Source organism: Halanaerobium sehlinense, assembly GCF_055379485.1.
On record NZ_AP042442.1, the window covers coordinates 2,704,732 to 2,729,597 of the forward strand.

Annotated in this window: 27 protein-coding genes; 3 read left to right on the forward strand and 24 right to left on the reverse strand. The window is 32.7% G+C overall.

Annotated features, from left to right (window positions below):
- Positions 1-95: 95 nt before the first annotated feature.
- Positions 96-362: an HPr family phosphocarrier protein gene (locus tag ACZ446_RS13155; RefSeq protein ID WP_464393003.1), complete on the reverse strand. Its 267-nt coding sequence runs from the start codon at positions 360-362 to the stop codon at positions 96-98.
- A gap of 361 nt (positions 363-723) precedes the next feature.
- On the opposite strand from ACZ446_RS13155, the gene ACZ446_RS13160 reads away from it, so the two are divergent.
- Positions 724-1,527 (forward strand): histidinol-phosphatase HisJ family protein, encoded by an 804-nt coding sequence (locus ACZ446_RS13160; protein WP_464393004.1) that lies wholly within the window; start codon positions 724-726, stop codon positions 1,525-1,527.
- Positions 1,528-1,568: 41 nt separating this feature from the next.
- Here the strand turns inward: ACZ446_RS13160 and otsB are convergent, their stop codons facing one another.
- From otsB to ACZ446_RS13180, 4 genes are all read right to left on the reverse strand, one after another.
- Positions 1,569-2,363, reverse strand: coding sequence for a trehalose-phosphatase (gene otsB / locus ACZ446_RS13165; protein ID WP_464393005.1), 795 nt, complete (start codon positions 2,361-2,363; stop codon positions 1,569-1,571).
- On the reverse strand, positions 2,356-3,768 hold the full coding sequence (locus tag ACZ446_RS13170; protein WP_464393006.1) for an alpha,alpha-trehalose-phosphate synthase (UDP-forming): 1,413 nt from the start codon (positions 3,766-3,768) through the stop codon (positions 2,356-2,358). The genes otsB and ACZ446_RS13170 overlap by 8 nt, the downstream gene beginning before the upstream one ends.
- A gap of 165 nt (positions 3,769-3,933) precedes the next feature.
- Positions 3,934-4,530 (reverse strand): MBL fold metallo-hydrolase, encoded by a 597-nt coding sequence (locus ACZ446_RS13175; RefSeq protein ID WP_464393007.1) that lies wholly within the window; start codon positions 4,528-4,530, stop codon positions 3,934-3,936.
- Between the two features lie 104 nt (positions 4,531-4,634).
- Positions 4,635-5,945: a glucose-1-phosphate adenylyltransferase gene (locus ACZ446_RS13180; protein ID WP_464393008.1), complete on the reverse strand. Its 1,311-nt coding sequence runs from the start codon at positions 5,943-5,945 to the stop codon at positions 4,635-4,637.
- Positions 5,946-6,145: 200 nt separating this feature from the next.
- On the opposite strand from ACZ446_RS13180, the gene ACZ446_RS13185 reads away from it, so the two are divergent.
- Positions 6,146-7,114 carry a cytidylate kinase family protein gene (locus ACZ446_RS13185; protein ID WP_464393009.1) on the forward strand — a complete coding sequence of 323 codons (969 nt, stop codon included), beginning with the start codon at positions 6,146-6,148 and terminating at the stop codon, positions 7,112-7,114.
- Entirely contained in the window at positions 7,115-7,651 is a 537-nt protein-coding gene (hpt, locus tag ACZ446_RS13190) for a hypoxanthine phosphoribosyltransferase (protein WP_464393010.1), read from the forward strand.
- A gap of 17 nt (positions 7,652-7,668) precedes the next feature.
- Here hpt and ACZ446_RS13195 read toward each other — a convergent pair whose 3' ends face one another.
- From ACZ446_RS13195 to ACZ446_RS13285, 19 genes are all read right to left on the reverse strand, one after another.
- Positions 7,669-8,415 (reverse strand): SIR2 family NAD-dependent protein deacylase, encoded by a 747-nt coding sequence (locus ACZ446_RS13195; protein WP_464393011.1) that lies wholly within the window; start codon positions 8,413-8,415, stop codon positions 7,669-7,671.
- A gap of 65 nt (positions 8,416-8,480) precedes the next feature.
- Positions 8,481-9,155, reverse strand: a complete 675-nt coding sequence (locus ACZ446_RS13200) for a hypothetical protein (protein WP_464393012.1) — start codon at positions 9,153-9,155, stop codon at positions 8,481-8,483.
- An 87-nt stretch (positions 9,156-9,242) separates the two neighbouring features.
- Positions 9,243-10,037 (reverse strand): CsgG/HfaB family protein, encoded by a 795-nt coding sequence (locus ACZ446_RS13205; RefSeq protein WP_464393013.1) that lies wholly within the window; start codon positions 10,035-10,037, stop codon positions 9,243-9,245.
- A gap of 29 nt (positions 10,038-10,066) precedes the next feature.
- Positions 10,067-10,495, reverse strand: a complete 429-nt coding sequence (locus ACZ446_RS13210) for a curli assembly protein CsgF (RefSeq protein WP_464393014.1) — start codon at positions 10,493-10,495, stop codon at positions 10,067-10,069.
- A gap of 16 nt (positions 10,496-10,511) precedes the next feature.
- On the reverse strand, positions 10,512-11,060 hold the full coding sequence (locus tag ACZ446_RS13215; RefSeq protein WP_464393015.1) for a hypothetical protein: 549 nt from the start codon (positions 11,058-11,060) through the stop codon (positions 10,512-10,514).
- A gap of 122 nt (positions 11,061-11,182) precedes the next feature.
- Positions 11,183-11,746: a hypothetical protein gene (locus tag ACZ446_RS13220; RefSeq protein WP_464393016.1), complete on the reverse strand. Its 564-nt coding sequence runs from the start codon at positions 11,744-11,746 to the stop codon at positions 11,183-11,185.
- 160 nt (positions 11,747-11,906) lie between these two features.
- Positions 11,907-12,350, reverse strand: a complete 444-nt coding sequence (locus tag ACZ446_RS13225) for a hypothetical protein (RefSeq protein ID WP_464393017.1) — start codon at positions 12,348-12,350, stop codon at positions 11,907-11,909.
- 164 nt (positions 12,351-12,514) lie between these two features.
- The gene (locus ACZ446_RS13230) at positions 12,515-13,672 is read right to left on the reverse strand and encodes an AfsR/SARP family transcriptional regulator (protein WP_464393018.1); all 1,158 of its coding nucleotides are present in this window, start codon (positions 13,670-13,672) and stop codon (positions 12,515-12,517) included.
- A 165-nt stretch (positions 13,673-13,837) separates the two neighbouring features.
- On the reverse strand, positions 13,838-14,902 hold the full coding sequence (locus ACZ446_RS13235; protein ID WP_464393019.1) for a 1-aminocyclopropane-1-carboxylate deaminase/D-cysteine desulfhydrase: 1,065 nt from the start codon (positions 14,900-14,902) through the stop codon (positions 13,838-13,840).
- 160 nt (positions 14,903-15,062) lie between these two features.
- A complete protein-coding gene (nagE, locus tag ACZ446_RS13240; protein ID WP_464393020.1) occupies positions 15,063-16,484 on the reverse strand; it encodes an N-acetylglucosamine-specific PTS transporter subunit IIBC in 1,422 nt (473 codons plus the stop codon).
- A gap of 272 nt (positions 16,485-16,756) precedes the next feature.
- Positions 16,757-17,611, reverse strand: a complete 855-nt coding sequence (locus tag ACZ446_RS13245; protein ID WP_464393021.1) for a PRD domain-containing protein — start codon at positions 17,609-17,611, stop codon at positions 16,757-16,759.
- A 287-nt stretch (positions 17,612-17,898) separates the two neighbouring features.
- Entirely contained in the window at positions 17,899-18,315 is a 417-nt protein-coding gene (locus ACZ446_RS13250) for a secondary thiamine-phosphate synthase enzyme YjbQ (RefSeq protein WP_464393022.1), read from the reverse strand.
- 63 nt (positions 18,316-18,378) lie between these two features.
- A complete protein-coding gene (locus ACZ446_RS13255) occupies positions 18,379-19,629 on the reverse strand; it encodes a GntP family permease (RefSeq protein ID WP_464393023.1) in 1,251 nt (416 codons plus the stop codon).
- A gap of 261 nt (positions 19,630-19,890) precedes the next feature.
- A complete protein-coding gene (locus tag ACZ446_RS13260) occupies positions 19,891-20,229 on the reverse strand; it encodes a cytoplasmic protein (protein ID WP_464393024.1) in 339 nt (112 codons plus the stop codon).
- Positions 20,230-20,404: 175 nt separating this feature from the next.
- A complete protein-coding gene (locus ACZ446_RS13265) occupies positions 20,405-21,598 on the reverse strand; it encodes an acetate/propionate family kinase (protein ID WP_464393025.1) in 1,194 nt (397 codons plus the stop codon).
- Positions 21,599-21,763: 165 nt separating this feature from the next.
- Positions 21,764-22,705: a thiamine pyrophosphate-dependent enzyme gene (locus ACZ446_RS13270; protein ID WP_464394413.1), complete on the reverse strand. Its 942-nt coding sequence runs from the start codon at positions 22,703-22,705 to the stop codon at positions 21,764-21,766.
- A gap of 45 nt (positions 22,706-22,750) precedes the next feature.
- Positions 22,751-23,935, reverse strand: coding sequence for a pyruvate ferredoxin oxidoreductase (gene porA, locus ACZ446_RS13275; protein WP_464393026.1), 1,185 nt, complete (start codon positions 23,933-23,935; stop codon positions 22,751-22,753).
- A gap of 15 nt (positions 23,936-23,950) precedes the next feature.
- Entirely contained in the window at positions 23,951-24,253 is a 303-nt protein-coding gene (locus ACZ446_RS13280; protein WP_464393027.1) for a 4Fe-4S binding protein, read from the reverse strand.
- A complete protein-coding gene (locus ACZ446_RS13285) occupies positions 24,246-24,818 on the reverse strand; it encodes a 2-oxoacid:acceptor oxidoreductase family protein (protein ID WP_464393028.1) in 573 nt (190 codons plus the stop codon). Before ACZ446_RS13285 ends, ACZ446_RS13280 begins: the two co-directional genes overlap by 8 nt.
- Positions 24,819-24,866 lie beyond the last annotated feature (48 nt).

A 24,866-nucleotide genomic window follows, 5' to 3' on the forward strand; every position in this document is an offset into this window, starting at 1 on the left:
TTTGGAAGCTTATTACAAATTATTCTTAAAATTTATCAATTTAATAAAAAGACCCAGATTACTTTAAGCAGCCTGGATCTTTCCATTAATTATCTTTAATGCTCTTTGTTTATTTTTTCTTCAACAAAGTTTACCAGGTTGTTTAAAGCCTCTTCTTCATCGTCACCATTTGTTTTAATGACAATTTTACTACCCTGAGAAATTCCAAGACTCATAACACCCATTATACTTTTAGCATTTACTGTTTTTTCACCAAAAGCTATTTCTACATCTGATTCATAATTACCCGCCTCATTTACAAAAGCTGACGCTGGTCTAGCATGAAGACCAGTCTCATTTGTAATCACAATTTCTTTTTCCATTAGAAATCTCCTCCTATAATTTTTATTGATCTTGATTGATAAATAAAAAAACCAGAAAAGAGGGTGCAAAGATCCCTACTCTTCTGGTTTATGCCTGCCAAACAGTTACACACCATTTTAAATATTTAAATTTTAGGTTAACAAATTAATAACCATTTAAAGTTTATCTCACTCATTTACTATCACCTCAATTAAATTATTTACTAATTATAAATATTAGTTACTATTAAATTATGATATTAAACTCAAGTGTCTCTGTCAAGTATTTATTTTTGTTTTATTAGTTAATATGCTATGATATAGATATATTAATCTGTTACTTACTAAAGTTTTAAATATTATATTAAAAGGAGATGTTTAAATGTTCTTTGACTATCATCTGCATTCACAATTTTCAGCTGACTCAGAAATGACAATGGAAGAGCTCTGTCAGACAGCTGTTAAAAAAGGTTTAACAGAAATAGCCATAACTGACCACCATGATATTGATTATCAGGATAATACAATTGAATTTCTAATAGATAAGGAAAAATACTTAAAAGCAATAGAAAAAATGCAAAAAAAATATGAAGGTAATTTGATTATAAGAAAAGGAATAGAGATGGGATTACAGTCTCATATTTTAACAGAATGTGATCAATATTTGAAAGATGACTTTGATTTTGTAATCGCTTCTTTCCACACTGCTGAAAAAAATGATCTTTATAATGGTGATTTTTTTTCAGGCTACAGTCAGTGGGAAGCCTATATTCAATATCTAAAAACTGTTATTAAAGTAGTGAAGGAATATGATAATTATAATGTAATTGGTCACCTTGATATTATTAGACGTTATGGAGACTTTGAGAAGAAGCCAGATTTACTAGAAAATGAGCAGGCAGAAAACTTAATCAAAGAAATCTTAAAAACCATTATAAAAAAGAATAAAGGTTTAGAGGTGAATACTTCCGGTTATCGTTTGGATGGACAAAACCCTCTGCCCAGTTTTGAAATACTGAAACTATACTATCAACTTGGAGGAGAAATTTTAACTCTTGGTTCTGACAGTCATAAAACTGAAGATATTGCTCAAAAATTTGACTATACAATCAGCCAACTTAGAAAAATAGGATTCAAAAAATTAACTACCTTTAATAAGATGAAGGCTGAATTTCATAAGCTTTAAATAAGTAGTTAAACTTAATTTAAACATGAAAAAGCAGGAGATTAAAGCTCTCCTGCAAGTTTCTTCAGTAATTTTGCTGTATCACCAGGGTCATTAAGATAATAATCAGCTTTTGTTTTTAAGTCATTTTCATTCTTTACATAAATCCTAATTCCGTCTTCTAGAACTTTAAAAGCATCTTCATCTGTCCGATCGTCGCCAATATATATCCTGAGTAAATTATCTAGATCTAAATTATCTTTAATTTGATTAGTAATATAGTCAACCGCCTTTCCTTTATCCCAGCCTTCTGGCCGAATTTCAATAATTTTTCTCCCAGAAAGCAGCTGGTAGGCAGTATTTTCGAAGATTAGCTTAAGTTTTCTTTCTATTTCTTTTTGCTTTGATTCAGAATCAATGTGGAGTGCAAAACCAAAACCTTTATCTTCTAACTCAACAGCTTCCGACTCTATATATTTTTCTTTTATTTTCTGATAGCTTTTTCTGCTTAATTCATCCAGGCTCTTATTCTGATAGGGATAAACTAATTCTTTTCTAAAAAATAGCTTTATCTCCAGACCATGACTGCCGGCATAATTGCTGCGCCTGAGATCTATCATGTTTTTCAACTCGATTAATTTTCTCCCGGAAACCAAACTTAAATAATATTTACTGCTTTTTTCTAATTTTTTTAAACTCGTCATAATTTCCGGGAGAGCAAAAGCTGATAGTGGTTCAGCTTTAAAAGGCGCTAGAGTCCCATCATAGTCTAAAAATAGCAGTATATTTTCTGCCTCGTCTATTTTTTCTTGAATTATATCCAAATTATGCTTATCTAAAACATACTTTTTATTCATAAGATTCCACCCATTTTTTTAGAAAATAATCACGCCACCAGTTGATATCATATTCTTTAAGATCAGCTTTAGCCTGCTGCAGTCTCTTTTTCTTTTCTGTTTCAGACATTTCTAAACCCTGATAGATACTGTCAGCTAATGCCTCTGTATTATAAGGGTTTACTTTAATTGCACTATCTAAATATTCTGCTGCTCCTGCAAATTCTGAAAGCAAAAGCACACCTGCATCCTGAACTGCAAGGTATTCCTTAGCTACTAGATTCATACCATCAATTAAAGCTGTGATTAAAGCTAAGTCTGCCGCCTTATAATAGGGAAGCAGTTCAGCCTGTGGTACCGAGCCATAAAAATATTTAACAGGTGCCCACTGATCTTCTTGATATTTACCATTAATTTCAGCCACTTTTTTCTCTATTCTTTCTTTCATCTGCTGGTATTCTTCAATTCCAGTTCTGCTGGGAGCAACTCTCTGAACAAAAGTTACTTCTGTCTGATATTCAGGATATTTCTCAAAAAATCTATCAATCCCTTTTAACCTTTCTTCAATACCCTTAGTATAATCCAATCTATCTACAGCAAAAATTAGTTTTTCTGTATCATAACTTGCTTTTACCGATTCTGCTTGGGCAAGATAATCATCATCTTTGGCCAGATTATCAAAACGCTGAAAATCAATACCTAAAGGAACACTCTCAACTTTAGTTTTTGAACCCTGATAAAAAATTTCTTTTGTAGAAAAATCCACCTCAGCTCCAATCTTTTTAGCACAATTCAAGAAATTATAGACAAATAAATCGGTATGAAAAGCTAAAAAATCGGCAGCTAACATACCCTCTAAAATTTCTTCCCGCCAGGGAATAGTTCTAAAAGCTTCCCAGGCCGGCCAGGGTATGTGCCAGAAAAGAGAGGTTTTTGCACTAGTTTTTTCTAAAAACCCAGGTACTAAAGCTAAATGATAATCATGAATCCAGACTAAATCGTCTTCTTTTAGTTCCTCTATAATACTTTTGGCATATTTTCGATTCACCTTTTGATAACTCTTCCAGTATTCTTCTTTAAAATTAGCCTTAGAGATAAAAGTGTGACTAATCGGCCACATTACTTCATTTGCAAAACCATAATAAAAATTATTCTTTTCTTTTTCACTTAGTTCAACTCTTTTTAGCGGATAACCATCTTCATCTGGAACCATAACTTTACTATTCTGATCAACAACTTCAAAATCAGCTTCACCCCTACCCCAGGCAATCCAAAGTCCTTTATCTTTTTGCATCATCGGGTCAAGGCCAGTTGTTAAACCTCCTGCTAGTTTCTTAATTTCTATGTCTTGATTTCTATATACATGTTTATATGGTTCACCATTGGAAACAAGTATAAGCCTTTTATCTTCCAAATCTGCTTCCATAGTATTTACCTCCTGATTTTTGTAAGTACTCGAATTCTTCATTATTAAAATAACAAAAATCAGAAAAGAAAAAAGTAATTACTTAACACTGCATTTCATAGATTTAATTTATCTAAAAGAAAACCTTCCAGATTTATAATCTCCAGAAGGCTCAAATTTAAGTATTTAAATTTCTATTTCTTCACCGATCTCTATTACTTTAGAACTGCATCCAATCTGCTCAAACTTACTGGATAAACCTTTGGCCTGCAGTAGTTCCTGTCTTTCTTCCGGATCATAATGATAGGGGACAGCCATTTTAGGATTTAGTTTGATTACTTTCTCTAAATAATCAGAAAAGTGGTCATTAAAACAGGCTGTAAATAAGATCTCAATTTCTTCTCCAGGATCTGGGTAATCAGCAGCATCTGCTGTCTGATAAAGCCCTTTGTAAAAGTAGGCTACAGATTCTTCAGCATTATAACAGTCAACAGCTAAAACTTTAATCTCATCTTCAATCAAATCTCCAGCTTTTACTACCTCACCGTCGATATCAAATTTATTATAAACTGATTGTGGAGCAAAGACTTTGGTATCCTCTTTACTAACAGCTGACAGATCTTCAGGGTCAATATGATCTTCATGTTCATGTGTAATTAAAACAATATCTGCTTTAAAGTCAGCTTCAGCTTCTTCCCTAAAACTAGGATCAATTACAATTGTTTTTTCAGCTTCAACTAAAAGAGCAGAATTACCTAACCATTTAACTTTGATAATAATCATCTCCTATTGAAAATATTAAATCTACCTATATTAATTTTAGCATAGAATCTTTAATAAATAAAATAGCTTCCCCCGATTAAGAAGGAAGCTATATATTGAATTTATTAAGTATTAAGTTCCCTAACATGATCTTCGTCTCCAGCTGCTACTTTTTCTCCTATTTCAGAAGTTATTGTGCTGCCACTGGGTATATCCTTAGATTTAAAGTCATCTACTCCAACATAAGAAAAAATTCTACAGTTTCTACCAATTGTTGTTCCTTCAGGTATTGTAGCTCTTTTAGCAATAACATTTAAGCCATTATCAAGAAGGTCAGGCTTGTCCTTGTTAGGAGTTAAATCATCACCATAACCAACTTTACAGTTTGCCATGATTTCAACTTCTTTATCAATTATTGCTTTTTCAACCACAGAATTACTTCTTATTATAGTGTCATTAAAAATTATAGAGTCTTTAACTACAGCTCCTTCTTCAACATAAACTCCCGGGCTGATTATGGAATTTTTAACTTCACCATTTATAATAGAACCATTAGAAATCAAGCTCTTAGAAGCACAGGCATCTTTACCAAATTTAACAGGAGGTTTTTCTTCACTTCTGGTATGCAGCTTCCAATCTTCATTATAAAGATTAAGACTTGGAATTGGATCGGTTAACTCTAAACTACTTTCCCAATAAGCAGCAAGTGTACCTACATCTTTCCAATAATCATCAAATTTATAAAGATAAACACCTTCTTTTTCAATCATTGGTGGTATAATATGATGTCCAAAATCTGAGTCTTTTTCTGAACAATACTTTTCTAGTACTTCTAATAGCACTTCTTTTTTAAAGACATAAATACCCATTGATGCTAGATTACTGGGGGGATTTTCTGGTTTTTCAACAAAATCTGTAATTCTCATATCATCATTATAATCTAAAATCCCAAAACGATTTGCATCTTCATAAGGAACTGGTTGAGCCGCTATTGTTAAGTCTGCACCCTTTTCCTTATGATAATCAACCATCTTGCTGTAATCCATCTCATATACATGATCACCTGATAAAATAACCACATCTTCAGGATTTTTATTCTTAATAAAGCTCATATTCTTGTAAATTGCATGGGCGGTTCCTTCGTACCAATCTGTTGTTCCAGGCTTACCTCTAAAAGGTTGTAAAATGGTAACCCCACCCATTCTACGATCTAAATCCCATGGTTTCCCAATACCTATATGGTTATTTAAGGATAATGGTAAATACTGAGTTAAAACTCCTACATTATAGATGCCAGAGTTAACACAGTTGCTTAAAGCGAAATCAATTAGTCTAAACTTACCCGCAAATGGTACACTTGGTTTAGCTCTATGTGCTGATAAAATATCAAGTCTAGTTCCACGACCACCGGCCAAAATTAGTGCTAATGTTTTCATAGAATACCCCCTATTTTTTAAAGCTATAAATTTTTCTTCATCTCATATTTATATATTAGGCAAAATTAGGTAAAATCCTTTATTTTAAATTGATTTTTTTAACTATTTGCTTTTCAAATTATCTATTTCCTTAATTTTCTAAGATACATAGTTTGTTTCCATTATTTATGCTATAATATTAATATAGAAAGAGGGTGTGTATGATGCAGATAATAACAATTTCAAGGCAAACTGCAAGTGGGGGCGAAGAAATTGCGGAAGAGTTATCTAATCGACTCGGCTTAAAATTAATTAATCGTCAATATGTTTTAGAAAATTGGCTGTCCCAAGTTGCAGATGAACATCAGCTTCACATGTTAAAACAGAGTTCAAAATTTTATACTAAAATTATTAATCCAGATGATGGAGCAGATGAGCAGATTAGTTTTGCTGATTATATCGCTCAAAAACTAAAAGAAGAAGCTGAAACTAAAAATCTTTTAATTTTAGGCTTAGGTTCTCAAATAATTTTTGAAAACAATCCTTATGCACTTCATTTTAAAATTGTTGCATCAGAAAAATATCGCTGTCAGAAGTTAAAAGAAATCTACGGTCTGCATCCAGAAGAAGCAGCTAGAGAACTTGAGTTAGCTGACCGTAAACACCGTCGCTATGTTTGGAGAATACATAATCACGACTGGGAAGAAACAACTCTCTATCATCTGACTCTAAACAGAGATGGTCTCACACTGGAAGAAAGTTTATCAATTATAATGAATATTGCCGACCTTAAAAAAGAAAATCCACAACCTTTAAATAATACAATTAAAGATGTTAAAGAAAAGGAGTTAGATAGTGAAAGCCAAAGAAACTTTGGCCATGAAAGCGAAAAAGAATTTGCTAAAATATTAGATATGCATCATATTAAATGGGAGTATGAACCAAGTGAATTTCCTTTAGAATGGGATCCAGAAGGAAATGTTATTATGGCTTTTAGACCTGATTTTTATCTAACTGAACATGATACTTATGTTGAGTTAACAACAATGAAAAGAAAATATACTACTGAAAAAAATAAAAAAGTTAGATTACTGCAGGAGTTATACCCGGATATTAAAGTAAAAATCGTCTATAAAAAAGATTTTGAGCAGCTGGCAGAAAAGTTCGAGCTTAATAGGAGTGAGGATTAAATGGATACTCAAAAACTAGGTGAAATTATTATTTCTGAACAAGATATTTCCAACAAAATTGAACAGTTAGCCGTCAAATTAAATGAAGATTTTAAAGATAAAGAAGTAATTTTAGTTAGTATTTTAAAGAGCTCTCTTTATTTTATGACAGACCTCAGCCGCAAACTTAATTTTCCAATCAAACTCGACTTTCTGGAACTAAACCATTATGCTGATGCAGATAATTCAGGTATTATTCGAGTAACTAGAGATTTAGAATTCAGTATCTCAGGCAAAAATGTCTTAATTATTGAAAATATAATAAGAACTGGGCTGACCCACAGTTATTTGTTAAAAAATCTCAGTGCCCGCAATCCAAAAAGTATTAACATCTGTACTCTACTTCATATCTCTGATAATAAACTTTTAGATCTACCAGTCCACTATACAGGTTTTGAAATTGAGGATAAATTTGTTGTCGGTTATGGACTTGATTATAAAGAAAAATATAGAAACTTACCCTATATTGCAGAATATAGAGAAAGTCCTCAGTCTTAAAAACTGAGGATTTTCAATTATTTCTCTAATTTATTTAATTCTTCTTCAATTTTTTTCATAGCTGTACTTGCTTTTTCTTGAATAAATATTTCTGTAATATCATCGGTAAAATTAGACTTTTTAATATTGATCTCTATTATCTGAGCCCCTTTACTCTTAGCAACAACTGGAATAAAAGAGGCTGGTTGAACTTCTCCAGTTGTGCCAATAACAATAAAAAGATCTGCTTTTTCTGCTTCTTCAAATGATAAACTTTCTTCTCGATCAGGTATTGCTTCTCCAAAAAATACAAAGTCGGGTTTTAAGACTTCACCACATTCCTTACACTTCGGAGGCTGCTCAGCTAAGAGTTCATTAGTAACTGAATACTTTTTCCCACATTCTGTACAAACTAAGTTTCTGGAGTTACCATGAAACTCAAATACATTTTTACTTCCTGCTCGCTGATGCAGATTATCAATATTTTGAGTTATTACTGCTTTAACATAACCTGATTTCTCAAGCCTGGCAATAACTTTATGCGCTTCATTTGGTTCAGCTTTACCAAAGTAATCATAAAATATTTCTTTAATTGTTTCCCAGCTCTCTTTTGGGTGTTTATAGAAATTCTTAAGATCCAAAATAATCGGATCATAATCATTCCAGAGACCATTTTTGCCTCTAAAAGGAGGAACACCACTTTCTACTGATACACCTGCTCCGGTAAAAACAGTTGTGTGCTTGGAATTTTTTATAAGCTCAGCTGCTTTTTGATATTTACTCATTTTTTTCACCTCATAAATATTATATCACAATTTTTAACTGAAAATTCCAAAATATCTGTTTATTTTTAATCTAAGAAATCATCTTTATCATCTTCAAAGCTTCTCATAAATTCGACCGCTTTTTTACTTATATCAAAAAATTCTCCGCGCTGCCTTTCTCGAAAATAACTACTCTGTTTAAAACTGACAAAATTATCAGAATCGATTTGATAAATTTCCATTAAGCTCCAACCCCAATCAAATTCATTTCCTATTTCCTGTCTAAATATTTTTTTAGAATTTAAAATTTTCTGGACTGGATAATTAGTGTGATTAAAAGGCTCTACAATTTCATCACTGTTATAAGTAATCAATTTTTCAATTTCTTTTTGATTTTTATCTAATAAATTTTCAAACTTTAGGTGAGCCGGATCTTTGTCCACTGCTTCTATTTCTTTTTTATTCAGATAATGTAGATTAAAATCATATAACACTTTCATTTTAAAATAAATATATTCTTTTACATCAGAAAATCGTCCCTTAGTTTTCCTCACTGGATAAGTTATAGCCATTCTTTTATCCAAATTACTGCCCCTATTATTTTTAACTAATAAGACAATATCACCTACTGCTGCATAATCGTCTATTTCATCACTATTTAAAAATATTTTTTTAGACTGATTATCTAACAGATTTTCTACTTCAACTTCTTCAGCAATACTTAATATTTTATAGATACTAACCTTTTTTAATAAATCCAATTTTCCCACCTCGTGTATGATTATATCACAACAGACAAAAAGATAAACCCTGAGCTCATAAGCCAGGGTTTTAGGTGTCTTATTTCTTTAAAGATTATTATTTGCAGTTAACTTATAAACAGCCTCTTCTAACAAGGTTCTAACAACCAAATTAATAACTTCTTGCCTACCTTTACCAGATTCAAACTCGACTATATTATTACCCATAAACGAAAAGACTTCCAGACCAATCCTCTCTCCTACTATCTCCTTTTTTAAACTTTTGGCCCAAATAACTTCTCCACTGCTGGTATCTGTAACTCTTAAATCAATAGCTGAGCTTGCTACTGCATATTCCTGTTGACCACCTTTACCAGCAACTCTGAGTCCAAGTCCACCTGTTTTTTTGTCTATCTGGTATTCAGTAACTGCACCAGAAATAATATAATCCGCTCCTGAAAGCTGACCTATTTCTGGGCCTTGATCAGCTTTGATTCTATCATTTGCTACTAGATTTTGTTCGGTCATAAAATTATTAAAATCAGCTCGATCTAAGACTTTAAACTGTCTGGATCTCATCAGAGCAGTAATTAACATCTCTGTTGCTCCTTGAGAAACTATGGGAGAACCAATTTCACTATACTGTCCTGTTTTATCTTGAATGCCGTAAACAGCAACCTTATGCTTATTTTCGTTCTCAGGTAAAGCTGCTAATAATTGAGTAGCCGTAGTTACATTTTCTTTTGCAGATAAGATCTCTGAAGCTGATAAATTTACTTCCTCAATTATCTCAGCGGGAGATTCAGCTAACTCATTTGTTTCAACAGTTTCTGTTTCTACTGCTGCTGGGCCACCTCCCCCTAAGAGGGAAATTACTAATAATACAGCTATCATACCTTCCATAATATTTCACCCCACAATATATTTTGATTTTAGCCTAAATCCTCAGATGAAGGCCAATCATCTGTTGAATACTCAATTTCTGTAACTTCACCAGTAGTGGTATTAGTTAAAATTATTGTGACCACTCCTGTTATTTCATCTTCACTAACTGTTATTTCTAGATTACCAACATCATAATTTCCTTCTGCAAGACCATCTTCAACCATTTTATTTACTATATCCTGCTGAATAAGACTCATAATTCGACCATTAAGTCCATTTATGAATTGTGCAATTGGATCTTCTGACAAACTCATTTCATGCTGAGCAGAGGCTATATTTTGTGCCACCTGTCTGCCATCAGGATCATTAAATGTTTTAAATTCCCAGCTTGTTACAGAGGCCGCAGCTATAATATTTGTAAAAACTGTGACAAAAATAAATGAAATTAACATAATATATAATATGGTTTTACGCATCAGATTCAAACCTCCTTTAGAAGTTTATTTTGAAACCAACAGCTGAATAAAAATCACCGCTGTCAGATTTTTCCTCATCGTTTATAAATTTTGTCTCCACAAAAAAGTTATCTGTTAAATTTAGACCAACAAAAGCCTGATAATCAGCATTAGCTAAAAAAGCTGCTCCTCCTCCCAAATAGGGACTAAATAATTTGTCTTTTAAAGAAGCTTTTAGTGATAGAAATCCTGCTAGATTATCTTCTTCCCCTTCTAAATAAATTGCTTCAAGCACATAATCTATTCGTATGGCTGATTCACTCCTGTTCTTAAATAGAATGCTCTCATATTTAGCTCCAAGATTAAACTCTTTATCTCCAGAATGATAATTTGTAACAAAGAGGCTTATGCTTGAATTAGCTGTCTGATTTTGGCTGCGTTTTAATTCTCGAGAAGCATTAATTAAGTTTACTCTTTCAGTCAAATTGTCATTTTGACTTTCCTGGGCCAGCACTGCTGCTCCAAAAAATATATGTGTAATTAAAATTACACTAATAGCTATAAACACATATTTTTTTAAATTCATCTTGCTCACTCCTTTTTTAAATTAATTTAAAAAGGCAGCCCGAAGTAAAAATTTGATTTACCTCAGACTGCCCTACTACTAAATACACATTTTAATGTGCTGTAGTATATTGTGGAGAACAATTATAGTTGAGTGATTGTGGCATTATTGCCAAAACCATGTTGTTTTACAATTGCCATGTCTTTTCTACCTCTCTGGTCTGTTCTTGCTGTGTTGCCAAAACCAGTTTGTTTTACAAGACTGACATTGTATTTTCCACGCTGAACCTGAGTAGCTTTGTTAGAAGATCCATATTGGAATGCTGTAGCCATTAAATCTTTTCCTCTTTGATTTTGAATGATTTCATTACCAAAACCAAATGATTTAGCTAAGGCTAAATTATCAGATCCAACTTGAGTTACACTGGCATCATTTCCCCAGCCTTTTTGAAAAACTAAACCAACATTATCTCCACCACCATGATAACCATAAAGTGAACTTCCATCTTGATAGATGCTGGCATTGTTAGAAGCACCAATCTGGGTTATCATTGCAAAATCACCATTATCATGATGTCCACCATGACCAGGACCACCATTTCCAGGCTCGCCATATGGAGGTCCTCCATATCCACCATCTGCTGCCACCATCACTGTCATTCCCATTACAAAAACAACTGCCATTACCAGGATAAATAATCTCCTCATTTCTAAAACCTCCTTTATTATTTTAGTCCCTTAAGCAACAATTTATTAAATTAAGCTTTATCTTGCAGCTTTTTAAATTTTTTTCAAGATAAAGCCTTAATTTTAATTTACTGTTAAATAAAATCCCACGCGCTGCTCATCATTTCAAATATAACTAAATTTAATTTTGTTTGATTTTCAAGCGATCATTATTTCCAAACTGTGAAACTGTTAAGTTATTGTAACGACTGATCTGTACTACTTCTGCTCGATTATTAAATCCATACTGCTGAACTAAAGCTCTGTTATTTCCAGCAAACTGCTTAATTGATGCCTGATTGTCATTACCAACCTGAACTATCAAAGCTGAATTAAGACTGTTTTTTCCACTCTGCCAGATATCAGCCTGATTAAAATTTCCTTTCTGTTTAATTACAGCTAACTTTTTATTTTCTTTTAAGTTATTATAATTAGAATAATTAAATTCAGCCTCTAAATTAAAATTATAATTTTTAGCTTGAGGCAGGACAGGGGAAAAATTTTGATCCTGAGCATAAATACCAGCTGAAAAAAATGAGCCTATTAAGAGAATTAGTAAAAAAACCAAAAATGTATTTCTGTTCATTTACTTTCCACCTCCTTTTTCTTATCTCACCTCCTTCTGTAAAGATAATGATAATCGTTATCATTCGAATCGAATAGGAATAAATATCGAATAAGACTCGAAAAAAAGAAAAAAGCCACCAATTAAGGTGACTTTTCTTTAAAAAACCAGATATATTTTTATTATTAATTTATTTCCTTGATATCTAATTTAGGTTTTTTATTAAAATTATGTTTCTTGAAAAAATGATTAAATCTTTTAATAATTACTCCACTACTATCTAAGCTCATATTTTGTAAGATTAGATAAATTTTATTAGCTGCCGGACAGATATAATCTCCCAAACGCATAGTTGTCTTGAATTTAGAAATAATTTGGTCAAAAGTAACTTCCAACTCATTTGGACTCAAATCATTTTCTTTAAAATCAAGGGTTATTAAAAGAAATTCTTTTTCCTCAACCCTCTGAACCTGCCTAAATTGTAATTCAAAAATCTTTTTAAATTCATTAACACTAGAACACTGCATGGCTCCAGATTCGAGTCTTATGTTTTCTTCAATATTTATTTCTAAATCTTCCGGATCATCTCTATTACTTTTTATTCTCTGCAGCTCATTTTTTAATTCCTGCTGTGGTGGAACACCTAATTCTTCATTTAGGATCCGTTTACACTCTTTAAAACAATTAATCGCTTCTCTAATTCTCCCCAGCTTATCTAAAGCTTTAAGCTTCAGCAAATAAAACTTTTCTCGATAAGGATCATAATCCAGGCCTTTATTTAAATAATAAAGCAAATCCAGATATTTATTAGCCGAATACATTTTTTCAGCCATTATTTCAATTAAATTTAAATACTTCTGCCGTAATTCTTCCCGATAAATTTCAGGCCAGTCAGCATAATTTAGATCAGCAAAAAAATCGCCTCGGTAAAATTCGAACAATTTTTTTAAGGTTTTTAAATCAAAACTTGCTTTCTTGTTAATTAAGTCTTCGGTTTTAGAATCAAAATGATCCCAGTCTGTCCAAATTTCATAACCAGAATTAATGCTATAATAACCATTTTTTGACTCAATAATCTCTTTATTTAAACCATTCTTATTTAGTGATTTCCTTAAGAGATAAACAGTATCGTAAAGTTTTTTTCTACCTCTATCTAAATCTGACTCAGGCCAAAAAACATCAACCAGTTCTTCAGAACTTATATTTCTATTTCTTTCAAAGAGCAGGTACATAAATAAAAACAGTGCTTTTTTTGACACCCAGTTTTCACCATCGAAAATTTTTTTCCCATTCGAAAAATAAAATGATCCCAGCCCATAAAAATTAAGGCGTTTATCACTCATCAACACCACCCCGTAAAAGCCAAATGAAATAAAATCAAAACTAAAGTTGTTTTTATTATATCATATTTTATTTTTAATTATGTCAAAAATATAACATACAAAATAATATTTATCAAAAAATGATATTTATTGATTTATGACCTGAATCAGGTTAATTAGTTCATCTTATTCATCTAATAAATTACCCAAAATCGTTTTTTCTGCAAATAAGGCATTGGTACCTCCTGTATGCCAGAACAAAAGGTCAGATCCTTTTTCGATTTTTTCCTGTTCTAAATAACTAATCATCCCGGCTGCTGCTTTGCCGGTATAAACAGGATCTAAAAAGATTCCTTCATTTTCAGCAAAAATCTTTACCGCTCGATTTGCCTCATCAGATGGAATTTCATAACCCTCACCAACAAAATTATTATCTACTATCACATCACTACTAGCTACGTTAAAATTAATACTTAATAGCTTTAGGGCTGATGTAGAAAGTTCAGCTACTTCTGCCAGATAACTATAATCTTTGTGACTAACATTTATTCCATGAATTTTAGTGTCATCTTCTATGAACTTATTGGCAGCTGTTAGACCTCCCAAAGTTCCACCTGTTCCTGTGGCATGGAAAACATTTTTAAAGTTAAGCTCTTTTTTAAACTCCTGTTCTTTCAACTCTAAATAAGCATTTACAAAACCTAAAGTCCCAAGAGGAGAAGCACCTCCAGGAGGAATTAAATAGTAATCTTCTTTTCTTGCAGAAATTTTTTCTGCGTAAGACTTTGATTCTTCTTTAGCCCTATACATAGCTGCAAAGTCATCTTCACCTTCTTTAATATCAATGATTTTTATTTCTGCATCTAACAATTTATCAAGCAAAATATTAGCCTTAGGTTCTTCAATTCCATCTCCAATAACATCAACTAAATAGAGTATTGGATTTAAACCATATCTTCGACAGGCAATAGCAGTCTGAAGAGCATGATTCGATTGGGTTGCCCCATAGGTGAAAATATTTTTTGCTCCCTGTGCCAAAATTTCTCCAAATAAAAATTCAAGTTTTCTAATCTTATTACCACCGAAAGTACTAAATCCCGTTAAATCATCTCTTTTAACGTAAATATTAACACCATATTTAGCTGAAAGGTTTTTTAATTTATAAATCTCTGTCGGGAAAAAACCTAACTCTGCTCTATTTAAATCTCCAATTTTATTTTTTAAAATATGATACTTTTCTAAGTTGTACATCTAATCATCCTTTATATAATATATTTTCTACTTATATTATATTCTTCTATTAAAATTAGATTTTACCTGTTTATTTTTTAAAAAATTAAAAATTATTTGCTATAAATTAAAAAACCTATCGGGATATTTTTATTTCCCGACAGGTTTTAATAAAAGATATTTACTTATTTAATTCTTTCTTTATTTTTTCTGCAATCATTTCTGCCTTAGTTCCTACAACAACCTGAGCATTATTTTCATTTGCTTTTAAAATTCCGGAAGCACCAAGTTTTTTAAGTTTAGTTTCATCTATATCAGCTGAATTTTTAACTTCCAATCTTAATCTTGTAATACAGGCATCAATACTTTGAATATTTGCTCGTCCACCTAGAGCTTCAATATACTGAGCTGCTTTTGTATTTGAACTTTGAACTTTAGTCTTTTTATTCTGCTGAGATTCTGGCATTACACTCATATCATTTGTGTCTGCTTCGCCCTCAACTCGACCAGGAGTTGCAATATTAAATTTCTCAATCACAAAACGGAAAAGTGCATAATATATTATAAATGCACCAATACCCAGAGGAATAATTAAAAACGGTTTAGTTGCTAAGCCATAATTTAAGAAATAATCAATAGCACCAGCTGAAAATCCGAATCCATGTTGGATTCCTAAAACATAGGTAACAACCATTGATAATCCTGTTAGTCCAGCATGAATCACATATAGTACCGGGGCCAAGAACATAAATGAGAACTCTATTGGTTCTGTAATTCCAGTTAAAAATGCTGTTAAACCAACACTTAAAAAGATACCACTTACTGCTTTTTTATTCTCTGGTTTTGCCGCATGGTACATTGCTAGGGCAGCAGCTGGCAGACCAAACATCATCATTGGGAAAAAACCAGACATGAAAAATCCAGCAGAAGGATCTCCAGCAAAGAAACGAGAAAGATCTCCAGTTACAACTTCCCCGGCTGCTGTAGCAAATTCTCCAAACACAAACCAGATAAAGCTATTCAGTACATGATGCAAGCCAACTGGAATTAATAATCTATTTAAAAATCCATATACAAAAACTCCAATTGGGCCTGCATTAATAATCCATTCTCCTGTAAGCTGAATAACATTCTGAATTGGGGGCCAGATATAACCAAAAATCCCTGCTAATACAACACTTGCTGCTCCAGTGATTATAGGAACAAAACGCTTACCACCAAAGAAGCCCAAAAAATCAGGTAATTCTATATCGTGATATTTATTATATAAATATCCGGCCAAAAGACCTCCAATTATACCTGCTAAAACTCCCATATTAATATCAGAATTAATAGATTGTGTTGCATTGGTAATTATAAAATAACTAACCGCCCCTGCTAAACCTGCAGCACCAGAACTGTCATGTGCAATACCAACTGCAACTCCAATTCCAAACAATAAAGCTAAATTATCAAAAATTGCTGAACCAGCAGCCATCACAAATGGAATGTCAAAAACATCACCAGCACCTAATCTTAGTAGTAATGCTGCAGCAGGTAATACTGCAATTGGCAGCATAAGAGACTTCCCTATTTTTTGTAAATTCGAAAAAATCTTTTTCATAATTAAACCCTCCTGTTTTTGATTAAAATTGATCAATAAATTAAATTAGACCAAAATACTTCAATAAACAATACTTTACCAATTTATATAATAATTACAGACCTAACTGTAATTTTATTTTTATAACTAAAAATAAATGTAAAAAGCCGAAGAAAACCTACTACTCCTACTTAAGGAAATAATAGTTTTTCTTCGGCTCTTGCCTGATTTAACAGTAACATGCCACAATATTATATTTTTTATTTTGATATTCTTAATTATCAAACTTACTTTTAATCAAAATCTCTTTTTAATCTGTTCAGATGTAAAGCAAGATAGCCTTTCTCATCTTCTGGAACCTGATAATAAAATCTAGCTTCAATAATTTTTGCTAGTTCTCCTGCTATTTTATAGCTATCTTTAAAATCTTTTTTAATATTTTCTAAAAGTGGATTTATATTATTTTCTCGGCTCTCTATCCTCTCCAGTGCAAAACGGAGATGATTAACCAATCGAGCATAGTTTAGACTGTCGTATTCAAGTTTTTCTCCCAATCTTTCTTCAACCTTTGCTACAAGTTGCTTAATTATTGATGTATTTTTAACTGTCTTAGAAACCTCATTATTATTGATTGCTCCATGAATATGAAAGGCAATAAAACCAATCTCACCTTCTGGAATTGATATTTTAAAGTTATTTTCTAAAATTTTTACAGCTTTTTTTGCTAGCTGAAACTCTTTTTTATAAAGGGTTCTAGTTTCCATTAAAAAAGGATTAATAATTTCTAAACCTTCTTTAATTCTCTTTAAAGTAAAGGCAATGTGATCAGTAAGCCCAATCCTAATATATTGGTTAATGTCTTCATCCAGTTCTTCGTTAACCATTGTAATTATCTCTTCTGTTGCCTGAATAATCTTACTGTCTACTTCTTCTAGCAGTTGGAAATAATTGTTTCTTTTATCCCCTTGAAGAGGTATAAATTCTTTTTGAATCTGGTAATCATCTTTGTTAAAAATATCTCCTTTATTTGTTGCATATCCAATCCCGGTTGCAATCAGTATCAACTCTTGATTTTCAATGTTTTTTTCTGCTAGAATAACATTGTTATTAAATACCTTTTTAACTTTATATTTTTCTCTAACAGACATCATATTCCTCCTAAAAGGTTTGAATGCACATTTTTAACTTCAAAAAAGAAAAATCTAGAAAAAAATATAAAGTCCTCCTCTTAATTAATAAATTTATTTAAGAACTTATATTTTCTCCTAGATTATGCCTGATCTAACAGTAACACTCTCTTTTCTTGATTAAGTTTTCTTAATTGTACCACTATTTTGTTCAATTTTCAAGCATTTTAAATAAAGTTTTATAGATTAGAACTCTGTTTTTAGATTTTAAGATAACAGCATCTATTGTTGCTTCTGGAAATCTCATATTATTCTCCTATAATTTTCACTAAAACTCTTTTTTTGCGCCGACCATCAAATTCTCCATAAAAAATCTGTTCCCAGGGACCAAAATCAAGTTTCCCTTCAGTTACAGCTACTACAACTTCTCGGCCCATGATCTGCCTTTTTAGATGGGCATCAGCATTATCTTCAAAACCATTATGAGCATACTGAGATACTGGTTCATGGGGGGCTAATTCTTCCAGCCATTTTTTATAATCCTGATGCAGCCCGCTTTCATCATCATTAATGAATACGCTGGCTGTAATATGCATTGCATTAACCAAACACAAACCCTCTTTGATTCCGCTCTCCTCTAAAACTCCTCGAACCTGATTTGTTATATTAATCAGTTCAACTCTTTCATCAGTATTAAAATAAAGATACTTTCTAATCGACTTCATTTTAATTACCCCTTTCTTATTTTAAGTAGATTTATGGCTCAAAATTAAAATTATTAGTAAATTCTAGAAGTTCAAAGCAAATGTGACTGCAACCCCAAAAGAAATTAACGGTGCTATAACGGTAACCAGGCAATAATCAAAATAAGTATCTCTAAATTTAAGGCCCGTGTAAGCAAGCATCGCTAAATAAGCACTATTGTGCGGTAATGTGTCTAAACCTGTAGAGGCAATTATAATAATTCTATGTAGTTCTTCAATGTCAACTAACTGTACTATATTTTCTCCAACAGTACTAAGTGTTAAAAGCATTCCTCCAGAAGCACTTCCTAAAAGCCCAGCTGCTATATTAGTTATTATCCCCACCAACAAATAAGGATGAAGCGGTAGATTTAATAATGCCTGTAGAAATTCTTTAAATACTGGCAGTGAAGAAATTACTCTTCCAAATCCCATTGCAGAAGCAGCAAACATCAGAGGTAACACCGCATTTGAAATACTTTCATTAAAGATTTGAAGAAAGTCTACTTTTCTAAAGTTTTTAATTATAGAAAGCAGCACACCTAAAAAGAGCGCAATTACTGGATCCTTTGATAACACAGCAAGCAGGATAAATACTGTCAATAATGGAAGCATAGCAGTTATAAAATTCAAAAGCTTGGCTGAATCAGGTTTTTTCAAAATACCATCTTTATTTTCTTCAGATTCTGCTAAATGTGAGCTGCTTCTATACTTTAAATATAAAATAGCAGCTAAAGCTCCGGTTGAAACACTAACCAATCCCAGGCCTAAACCTGCTAAAGAAGAAGTATTTAAATAATCCATCATAATTAAATTATGAACCTGTGGACTTCCCGGTAGAGTAAGTCCTACAACCACATTTCCACCTGCAATCGATGCCAAAATCAAGGATTTAGGTAATTCAGCCTCTTCAAAAACAGTTTTAGCAATAGGATAAATAGTAAAAATTAAAACAAAAGCAGATATCCCCCCCAGCGATAATAGTACACTAGCAAAGAAAATGCCAATAGCTGCATACCTATATGGTAAGACATCTAATACAAATTCTCCAATTGAAGTTGCATCATCAGATTCTTCCATTATTTTGCCCAAAATAGCACTCAATAAAAATATAAATAAATAATCCTGAACAAAAGCTGCAAAACCAGGCAAATATTGCCCATTAAGTATCTCCAAAATATTTAAATTATTTAAATATAAAATTACTATTGATGATAAGGGAGCTGCAATGACTATACTTACCTTTAAAATAATTAGTGTAATTAAAATAACAAATCCTATTCCTATAGTTAACAAAAATATTCTCCTTTCAAAACAAAAATTCATATCTATTTAATTGATAAAAAAGTTAAACTATTTATAATTGATAAATTTACCTCTATTAATGATTATAGCATATTCAAGCTTAAAATGAAGCGTTAAGAACAAAAGATTTTAAATTAATCTTCTATAAAATTTATGCTGCCTGATTTTAAAGGAAAAACCTATCAAGATAAAATCATCATGATAGGCTAAATTATATTTTTAAATATTTCATTTTTAAATTTTAAAAATTTTTTAGAGAGTAATAATTTTATAACCCTGCTTTGTATAAGCTTCCATTGAGGGATGTCCGCTCATATCTCCTTTAAGAGGAATGTTGGTACTCTTATTATATTCTAAAACTCCAAGGCTAGCAGAACATGCTTTACAAATACAGTCAATTAAACCTCTTTCCTTGGCTTCAAAGTAATGCTTATTGTTAGATTCTTCTAGTTTTTGGACTAGAGTTACAGCTTCACCCTCAATAATTATCTTAGCTTTTTTACCTTTATCATCTAGATCTAAAGCATTAAGTAAGATATGCTGAAAACACATCATATTTCCATTAAAAGCAAAAAAGGCAAATTTATTCATTTTTATCACCTCCATCTTTAATATAATTCTCCATTTAGTTATATATACCTTTAATTTCAAGACTAAACTTTTCTTATAATTCTGCAATAAAAAAAGACACTTATCAGCAGCTGAGTATTATCAGCCCTAATAAATGCCTCTTAGTTAATCTTAATATTTTAGTTGATTAGTTTAATTAACTAACAATTTCTTTAGTATCTTTAGCAATTACTAACTCTTCATTTGTTGGGATAACCATTGCTTTAACTCTAGAATCAGAAGTACTAATAATTTGTTCTTTTCCTCTGCAATCATTAGCTTCTTTATCAAGTTCAATTCCCATATATTCTAAACCGCTTAGGATTTCTTCTCTAGTTTCAATTGCATTTTCACCGATACCGGCTGTAAATACTACTGCATCTATTCCGCCCATTGCAGCTGAATAAGATCCAATATATTTTTTAACACGGTAGTTAAAGATGTCTAGAGCAACTCTTGCCTGATTGTTGCCATTATCAGCAGCTTCTTCAATATCTCTCATATCACTGCTAACTCCGGAAACTCCATAAAGACCACTTTCTTTGTTTAAAACACTGTCGATTTCAGAAGCTTCCATATCTTCTTTATCCATAATAAATGGAATAATTGCTGGATCAATATCTCCACAGCGTGTTCCCATTACCAAACCTTCCAGTGGAGTAAAGCCCATACTTGTATCTACTGATTCACCATTTTTAACAGCAGCAATACTGGCTCCATTTCCTAAATGACAGGTAACAATATTAAGGTCTTCAATGTTTTTATCCATCATTTTTGCTGCTCTTGCTGCTACATAGCCGTGAGAAGTACCGTGGAATCCATATCTTCTGACTCCATATTTTTCATAGTATTCATGTGGAATTGCATAAGTATATGCTTCTTCTGGCATTGTCTGGTGGAAAGCTGTATCAAAAACAGCAACCTGTGGTGTTTCAGGCATTAATTCTTTGCAAACTGTAATCCCCATTAAGTTTGCTGGATTGTGCAGTGGTGCTAAATCAGAAATATCTTCAATTTCTTTCATAACTTCTTCGTTAATTAAAGTAGAGTGCGCAAATTTTTCTCCCCCATGAGCAACCCTGTGACCAACTGCTTTAATCTCATCCATATTATCTAATACACCATGCTCATCAGAAAGCAGTGTTTCAATTAATAACTCAATACCTTCTTTATGAGTTGGAATATCATGTTCAATCTTAATATCTGTACCCTCTTTTGTTTCATATTTCAAAAATGAATTTTCAATTCCAATTCTTTCAATGATTCCCTCTGCTAAAACATCTTCATCTCTCATATCAAATAATTTATATTTCAAAGATGAACTCCCACAGTTAATAACAAAAATTTTCATTAATATCACTCCCGGTTGATTTTATTTGATTAAGATTTATTCCCCTGCTCGCTGCTAATTACTTATAGTTACTTAATTAAATTTTAAATTAAATTTAAAAAGGAGACTGCTGGTTGGACTCCAGCAGCCTTTTATTTTATAATGACAAAACGAAATAGCTATTTCTTACTTTTCACCACATTTGATTAGAAGCTGTTCCCAACGGTGATCTACTTCCGCCTGGATCTCTTCTATCATTGCTTTCTTTTCTTCTTTTGTTACGTGCTTGAAGCGTCCCTGTACTTTTAGGAACTCTTCTATTGGAAGCTTTTTCTTTGGCTTGTAATTTAACTTCCACTCACCATTTTCTATCTCATACATTGGCCAGTAACATGTTTCTACTGCTAATTTACAAAGCTCCATCATCTTTTCTGGTGGATATCTCCAACCTCTTGGACATGGTGCCATTACATTTAAGAAGGTCGCTCCTTCTGTGTAAATTGCTTTTCTTGCCTTTGTATGCAGATCTTTTAGGTTACCAATAAATGTTGTTTGAGCTACATATGGTAAGTTGTGATCTGCCATGATTGCTGTCATGTCTTTTCTGAATTCTGCTTTTCCTCTTCCCTCTTTACCTACAGGGGTTGTTGTTGTATCTGCATAGCGCGGTGTTGCTGATGATCTCTGAATTCCTGTGTTCATATATGCTCCGTTATCATAACAAACATATGTCATATCATGGTTTCTTTCCATTGCTCCTGATAATGACTGGAATCCTATATCATATGTTCCTCCATCTCCACCAAAGGCTATGAACTTATAGTCTGTATCCTTATCTATTTTTCCCTGCTTTTTTAGGGATTTATAGGCTGCTTCTGCTCCACTTACTGTAGCTGCTGCGTTTTCAAAGGCATTATGAATAAATGAATCTCTCCATGATGTATATGGATACATAAATGTTGATACTTCTAAACATCCTGTTGCACATCCAATTACTGCTTCATCTTCTTCGTCTAATGCTCTCAACACTGTTCTTACTGCTACTGGCGCTCCACATCCTGCACACATTCTGTGTCCACCTGTAAATCTTTCTTCTTTATTTAACTCTTCTTTGAATTTATATTTCATTTCTGTTTTCATTTCTGTTGTCACTTGCCTTTCACCTCCTGGTATTTATTCTTCCCTTAAGCCTAAGTAACGGTATCTTTCTCCTACTTCTCCTGTTTCTTCTATTTCCATTAGATCATTAAATACGCTCTCAACTGAGGCTACTGTTACGTCTCTTCCTCCAAGTCCGTACATGTAACTTATGATCTCTGGCTTTGTAGCTTCTGGATAAAGTGCTGCCGCTGTCTCGTGATAAACAGGTCCTCCTGATGTTGAGAAGGTTTCTGATCTATCCATTGCTGCAACATATTTTACATCCTTTAATAATTCTACTAATCTGTCTCTATTAAAAGGACGGAATACTCTTATCTTTAAGAGTCCTACTTTTTTACCTTCTGCTCTCATCTTATCTATTGTTTCTTTTGCTGTTCCTGCAGCTGAGTTGATTAAGACTAAAGCATAATCAGCATCTTCTAACTGATATGTTTCGAAGAATCCATATTCTCTACCTGTCATTTCTTTAAATTCTGCAGCTACTTCTTCTATTACCTTTTTGGCATTTTCCATAGCTCTGTTCTGCTGATACTTATGTTCCATATAGTAATCTGCTGTATCATATGGTCCCATTGCTATCGCATTATCTTTATTGACCAGATATTCTTCTGCTTTGTAGGTTCCTACAAATTCTTTTACTGCTTCATCTTCTTCCAGCTCTATATTCTCTATAGCATGACTTGTGATAAATCCATCCTGACAGACCATTACCGGAAGCTGCACATCTTTGTGCTCTCCGATTCTTACTGCCTGGATTAGGTTATCATATGTTTCCTGGTTATCTTCTGAATAAAGCTGAATCCAACCTGCATCTCTTGCTCCCATTGAGTCACTGTGGTCTGCATTGATGTTAATTGGGCCTGATAAAGCTCTATTTACTACTGATAAAATTATCGGCAGTCTTGATGATGAGGCAATATACAGTTCTTCTACCATTAAAGCAAGTCCATTAGCTGATGTTGCTGTTACTGTTCTTGCTCCTGCTGCCTGTGATCCGATACAGGCTGACATCGCACTATGTTCTGATTCTACTGGTACAAATTCTGTATCTACTCTTCCATCTGATACATATTTTGAAAAATACTGTGGTATTTCTGTTGATGGTGTTATTGGAAAGGCAGCCATTACATCTGGGTTCATCTGACGTAATGCTGTTGCTGCTGCTTCGTTTCCTGATAATTTTTCTCTTATACTCATTTGTTCGCTCCCTCCTTATTCATCTTGTCCTTCTGCTATCATTTCTATTGCATCTACCGGACATACTTCTGCACAAATTGCACATCCCTTACAGTGATCATAATCAAACCCTGTCATCTCACTATCTTTAACTATGATTGATGTGTCTGGACATACTGGTGCACAAAGTAGACACTGGATACATTTATCTTCTTTATAAATTGGTTTGTTTACTCTCCAGTCACCTGTGATAAAATCTTCTGCGTTTCCTGCTGTATATATTGTTCCTCCAGGTGTCAGCTCTTTCCAGTTCATTGTTTCATTAATCTCTTTAGCCATGTGCGTTCACCTCTTTTAACGCTTTTTTTACTGCTGCTACGTTTCCATCTATTACCTCTGGCTTAGAAGCAAATTTCTTTTTAAACAGCTTTTCCATTTCTGTTACGAAATCTTCTTCGTCCATGATCTCTGCAACTTTTACTAAAGCTGAAAGCATTGGTGTATTTGGGAAGTATCTACCGATTGTTGCCATTGAAATTTCTCTGGCATCTACAGTAAAGAGCTCTCCCTCATATCCTTTAAGTTTTTTTCTGATCTTTTCTCCATCTTTAGCTGTATTTACAACTATTGCTCCATCTTCTTTCAAACCTGATGTTACATCTACACTCTCTAAAAGTGTTTCATCTACTACTACAACATAGTCTGGTTTGTAGATATTGGAGTGGACTCTTATTTTCTCGTCACTGATTCTGTTATATGCTGTGATTGGGGCTCCCATTCTTTCTGGTCCGTATTCCGGGAATCCCTGTACATATTTGCCGGTAGAAAACGCTGCATCTGCTAAGAGCAGAGAAGCTGTCTTAGCTCCCTGGCCTCCTCTACCATGCCATCTAATCTGCATCATATCTCTTACACTTCCTTTCTGGGGTTAATAAAATTTGTCCTTCACCTA

Bases quoted from the DNA above. Each gene is read 5' to 3' on its own strand.
- nagE (WP_464393020.1), bottom strand. From the start codon at position 16,484: ATGAAAAAGATTTTTTCGAATTTACAAAAAATAGGGAAGTCTCTTATG.
- otsB (WP_464393005.1), bottom strand. From the start codon at position 2,363: ATGAATAAAAAGTATGTTTTAGATAAGCATAATTTGGATATAATTCAA.
- ACZ446_RS13280 (WP_464393027.1), bottom strand. From the start codon at position 24,253: ATGGCTAAAGAGATTAATGAAACAATGAACTGGAAAGAGCTGACACCT.
- ACZ446_RS13215 (WP_464393015.1), bottom strand. From the start codon at position 11,060: ATGAATTTAAAAAAATATGTGTTTATAGCTATTAGTGTAATTTTAATT.
- ACZ446_RS13180 (WP_464393008.1), bottom strand. From the start codon at position 5,945: ATGAAAACATTAGCACTAATTTTGGCCGGTGGTCGTGGAACTAGACTT.
- ACZ446_RS13285 (WP_464393028.1), bottom strand. From the start codon at position 24,818: ATGATGCAGATTAGATGGCATGGTAGAGGAGGCCAGGGAGCTAAGACA.
- ACZ446_RS13230 (WP_464393018.1), bottom strand. From the start codon at position 13,672: ATGAGTGATAAACGCCTTAATTTTTATGGGCTGGGATCATTTTATTTT.
- ACZ446_RS13185 (WP_464393009.1), top strand. From the start codon at position 6,146: ATGATGCAGATAATAACAATTTCAAGGCAAACTGCAAGTGGGGGCGAA.
- ACZ446_RS13225 (WP_464393017.1), bottom strand. From the start codon at position 12,350: ATGAACAGAAATACATTTTTGGTTTTTTTACTAATTCTCTTAATAGGC.
- ACZ446_RS13210 (WP_464393014.1), bottom strand. From the start codon at position 10,495: ATGCGTAAAACCATATTATATATTATGTTAATTTCATTTATTTTTGTC.
- ACZ446_RS13160 (WP_464393004.1), top strand. From the start codon at position 724: ATGTTCTTTGACTATCATCTGCATTCACAATTTTCAGCTGACTCAGAA.
- ACZ446_RS13245 (WP_464393021.1), bottom strand. From the start codon at position 17,611: ATGTCTGTTAGAGAAAAATATAAAGTTAAAAAGGTATTTAATAACAAT.
- ACZ446_RS13260 (WP_464393024.1), bottom strand. From the start codon at position 20,229: ATGAATAAATTTGCCTTTTTTGCTTTTAATGGAAATATGATGTGTTTT.
- ACZ446_RS13250 (WP_464393022.1), bottom strand. From the start codon at position 18,315: ATGAAGTCGATTAGAAAGTATCTTTATTTTAATACTGATGAAAGAGTT.
- ACZ446_RS13265 (WP_464393025.1), bottom strand. From the start codon at position 21,598: ATGAAAATTTTTGTTATTAACTGTGGGAGTTCATCTTTGAAATATAAA.
- ACZ446_RS13170 (WP_464393006.1), bottom strand. From the start codon at position 3,768: ATGGAAGCAGATTTGGAAGATAAAAGGCTTATACTTGTTTCCAATGGT.
- hpt (WP_464393010.1), top strand. From the start codon at position 7,115: ATGGATACTCAAAAACTAGGTGAAATTATTATTTCTGAACAAGATATT.
- ACZ446_RS13155 (WP_464393003.1), bottom strand. From the start codon at position 362: ATGGAAAAAGAAATTGTGATTACAAATGAGACTGGTCTTCATGCTAGA.
- ACZ446_RS13235 (WP_464393019.1), bottom strand. From the start codon at position 14,902: ATGTACAACTTAGAAAAGTATCATATTTTAAAAAATAAAATTGGAGAT.
- porA (WP_464393026.1), bottom strand. From the start codon at position 23,935: ATGAGTATAAGAGAAAAATTATCAGGAAACGAAGCAGCAGCAACAGCA.
- ACZ446_RS13195 (WP_464393011.1), bottom strand. From the start codon at position 8,415: ATGAGTAAATATCAAAAAGCAGCTGAGCTTATAAAAAATTCCAAGCAC.
- ACZ446_RS13205 (WP_464393013.1), bottom strand. From the start codon at position 10,037: ATGGAAGGTATGATAGCTGTATTATTAGTAATTTCCCTCTTAGGGGGA.
- ACZ446_RS13270 (WP_464394413.1), bottom strand. From the start codon at position 22,705: ATGAAATATAAATTCAAAGAAGAGTTAAATAAAGAAGAAAGATTTACA.
- ACZ446_RS13175 (WP_464393007.1), bottom strand. From the start codon at position 4,530: ATGATTATTATCAAAGTTAAATGGTTAGGTAATTCTGCTCTTTTAGTT.
- ACZ446_RS13220 (WP_464393016.1), bottom strand. From the start codon at position 11,746: ATGAGGAGATTATTTATCCTGGTAATGGCAGTTGTTTTTGTAATGGGA.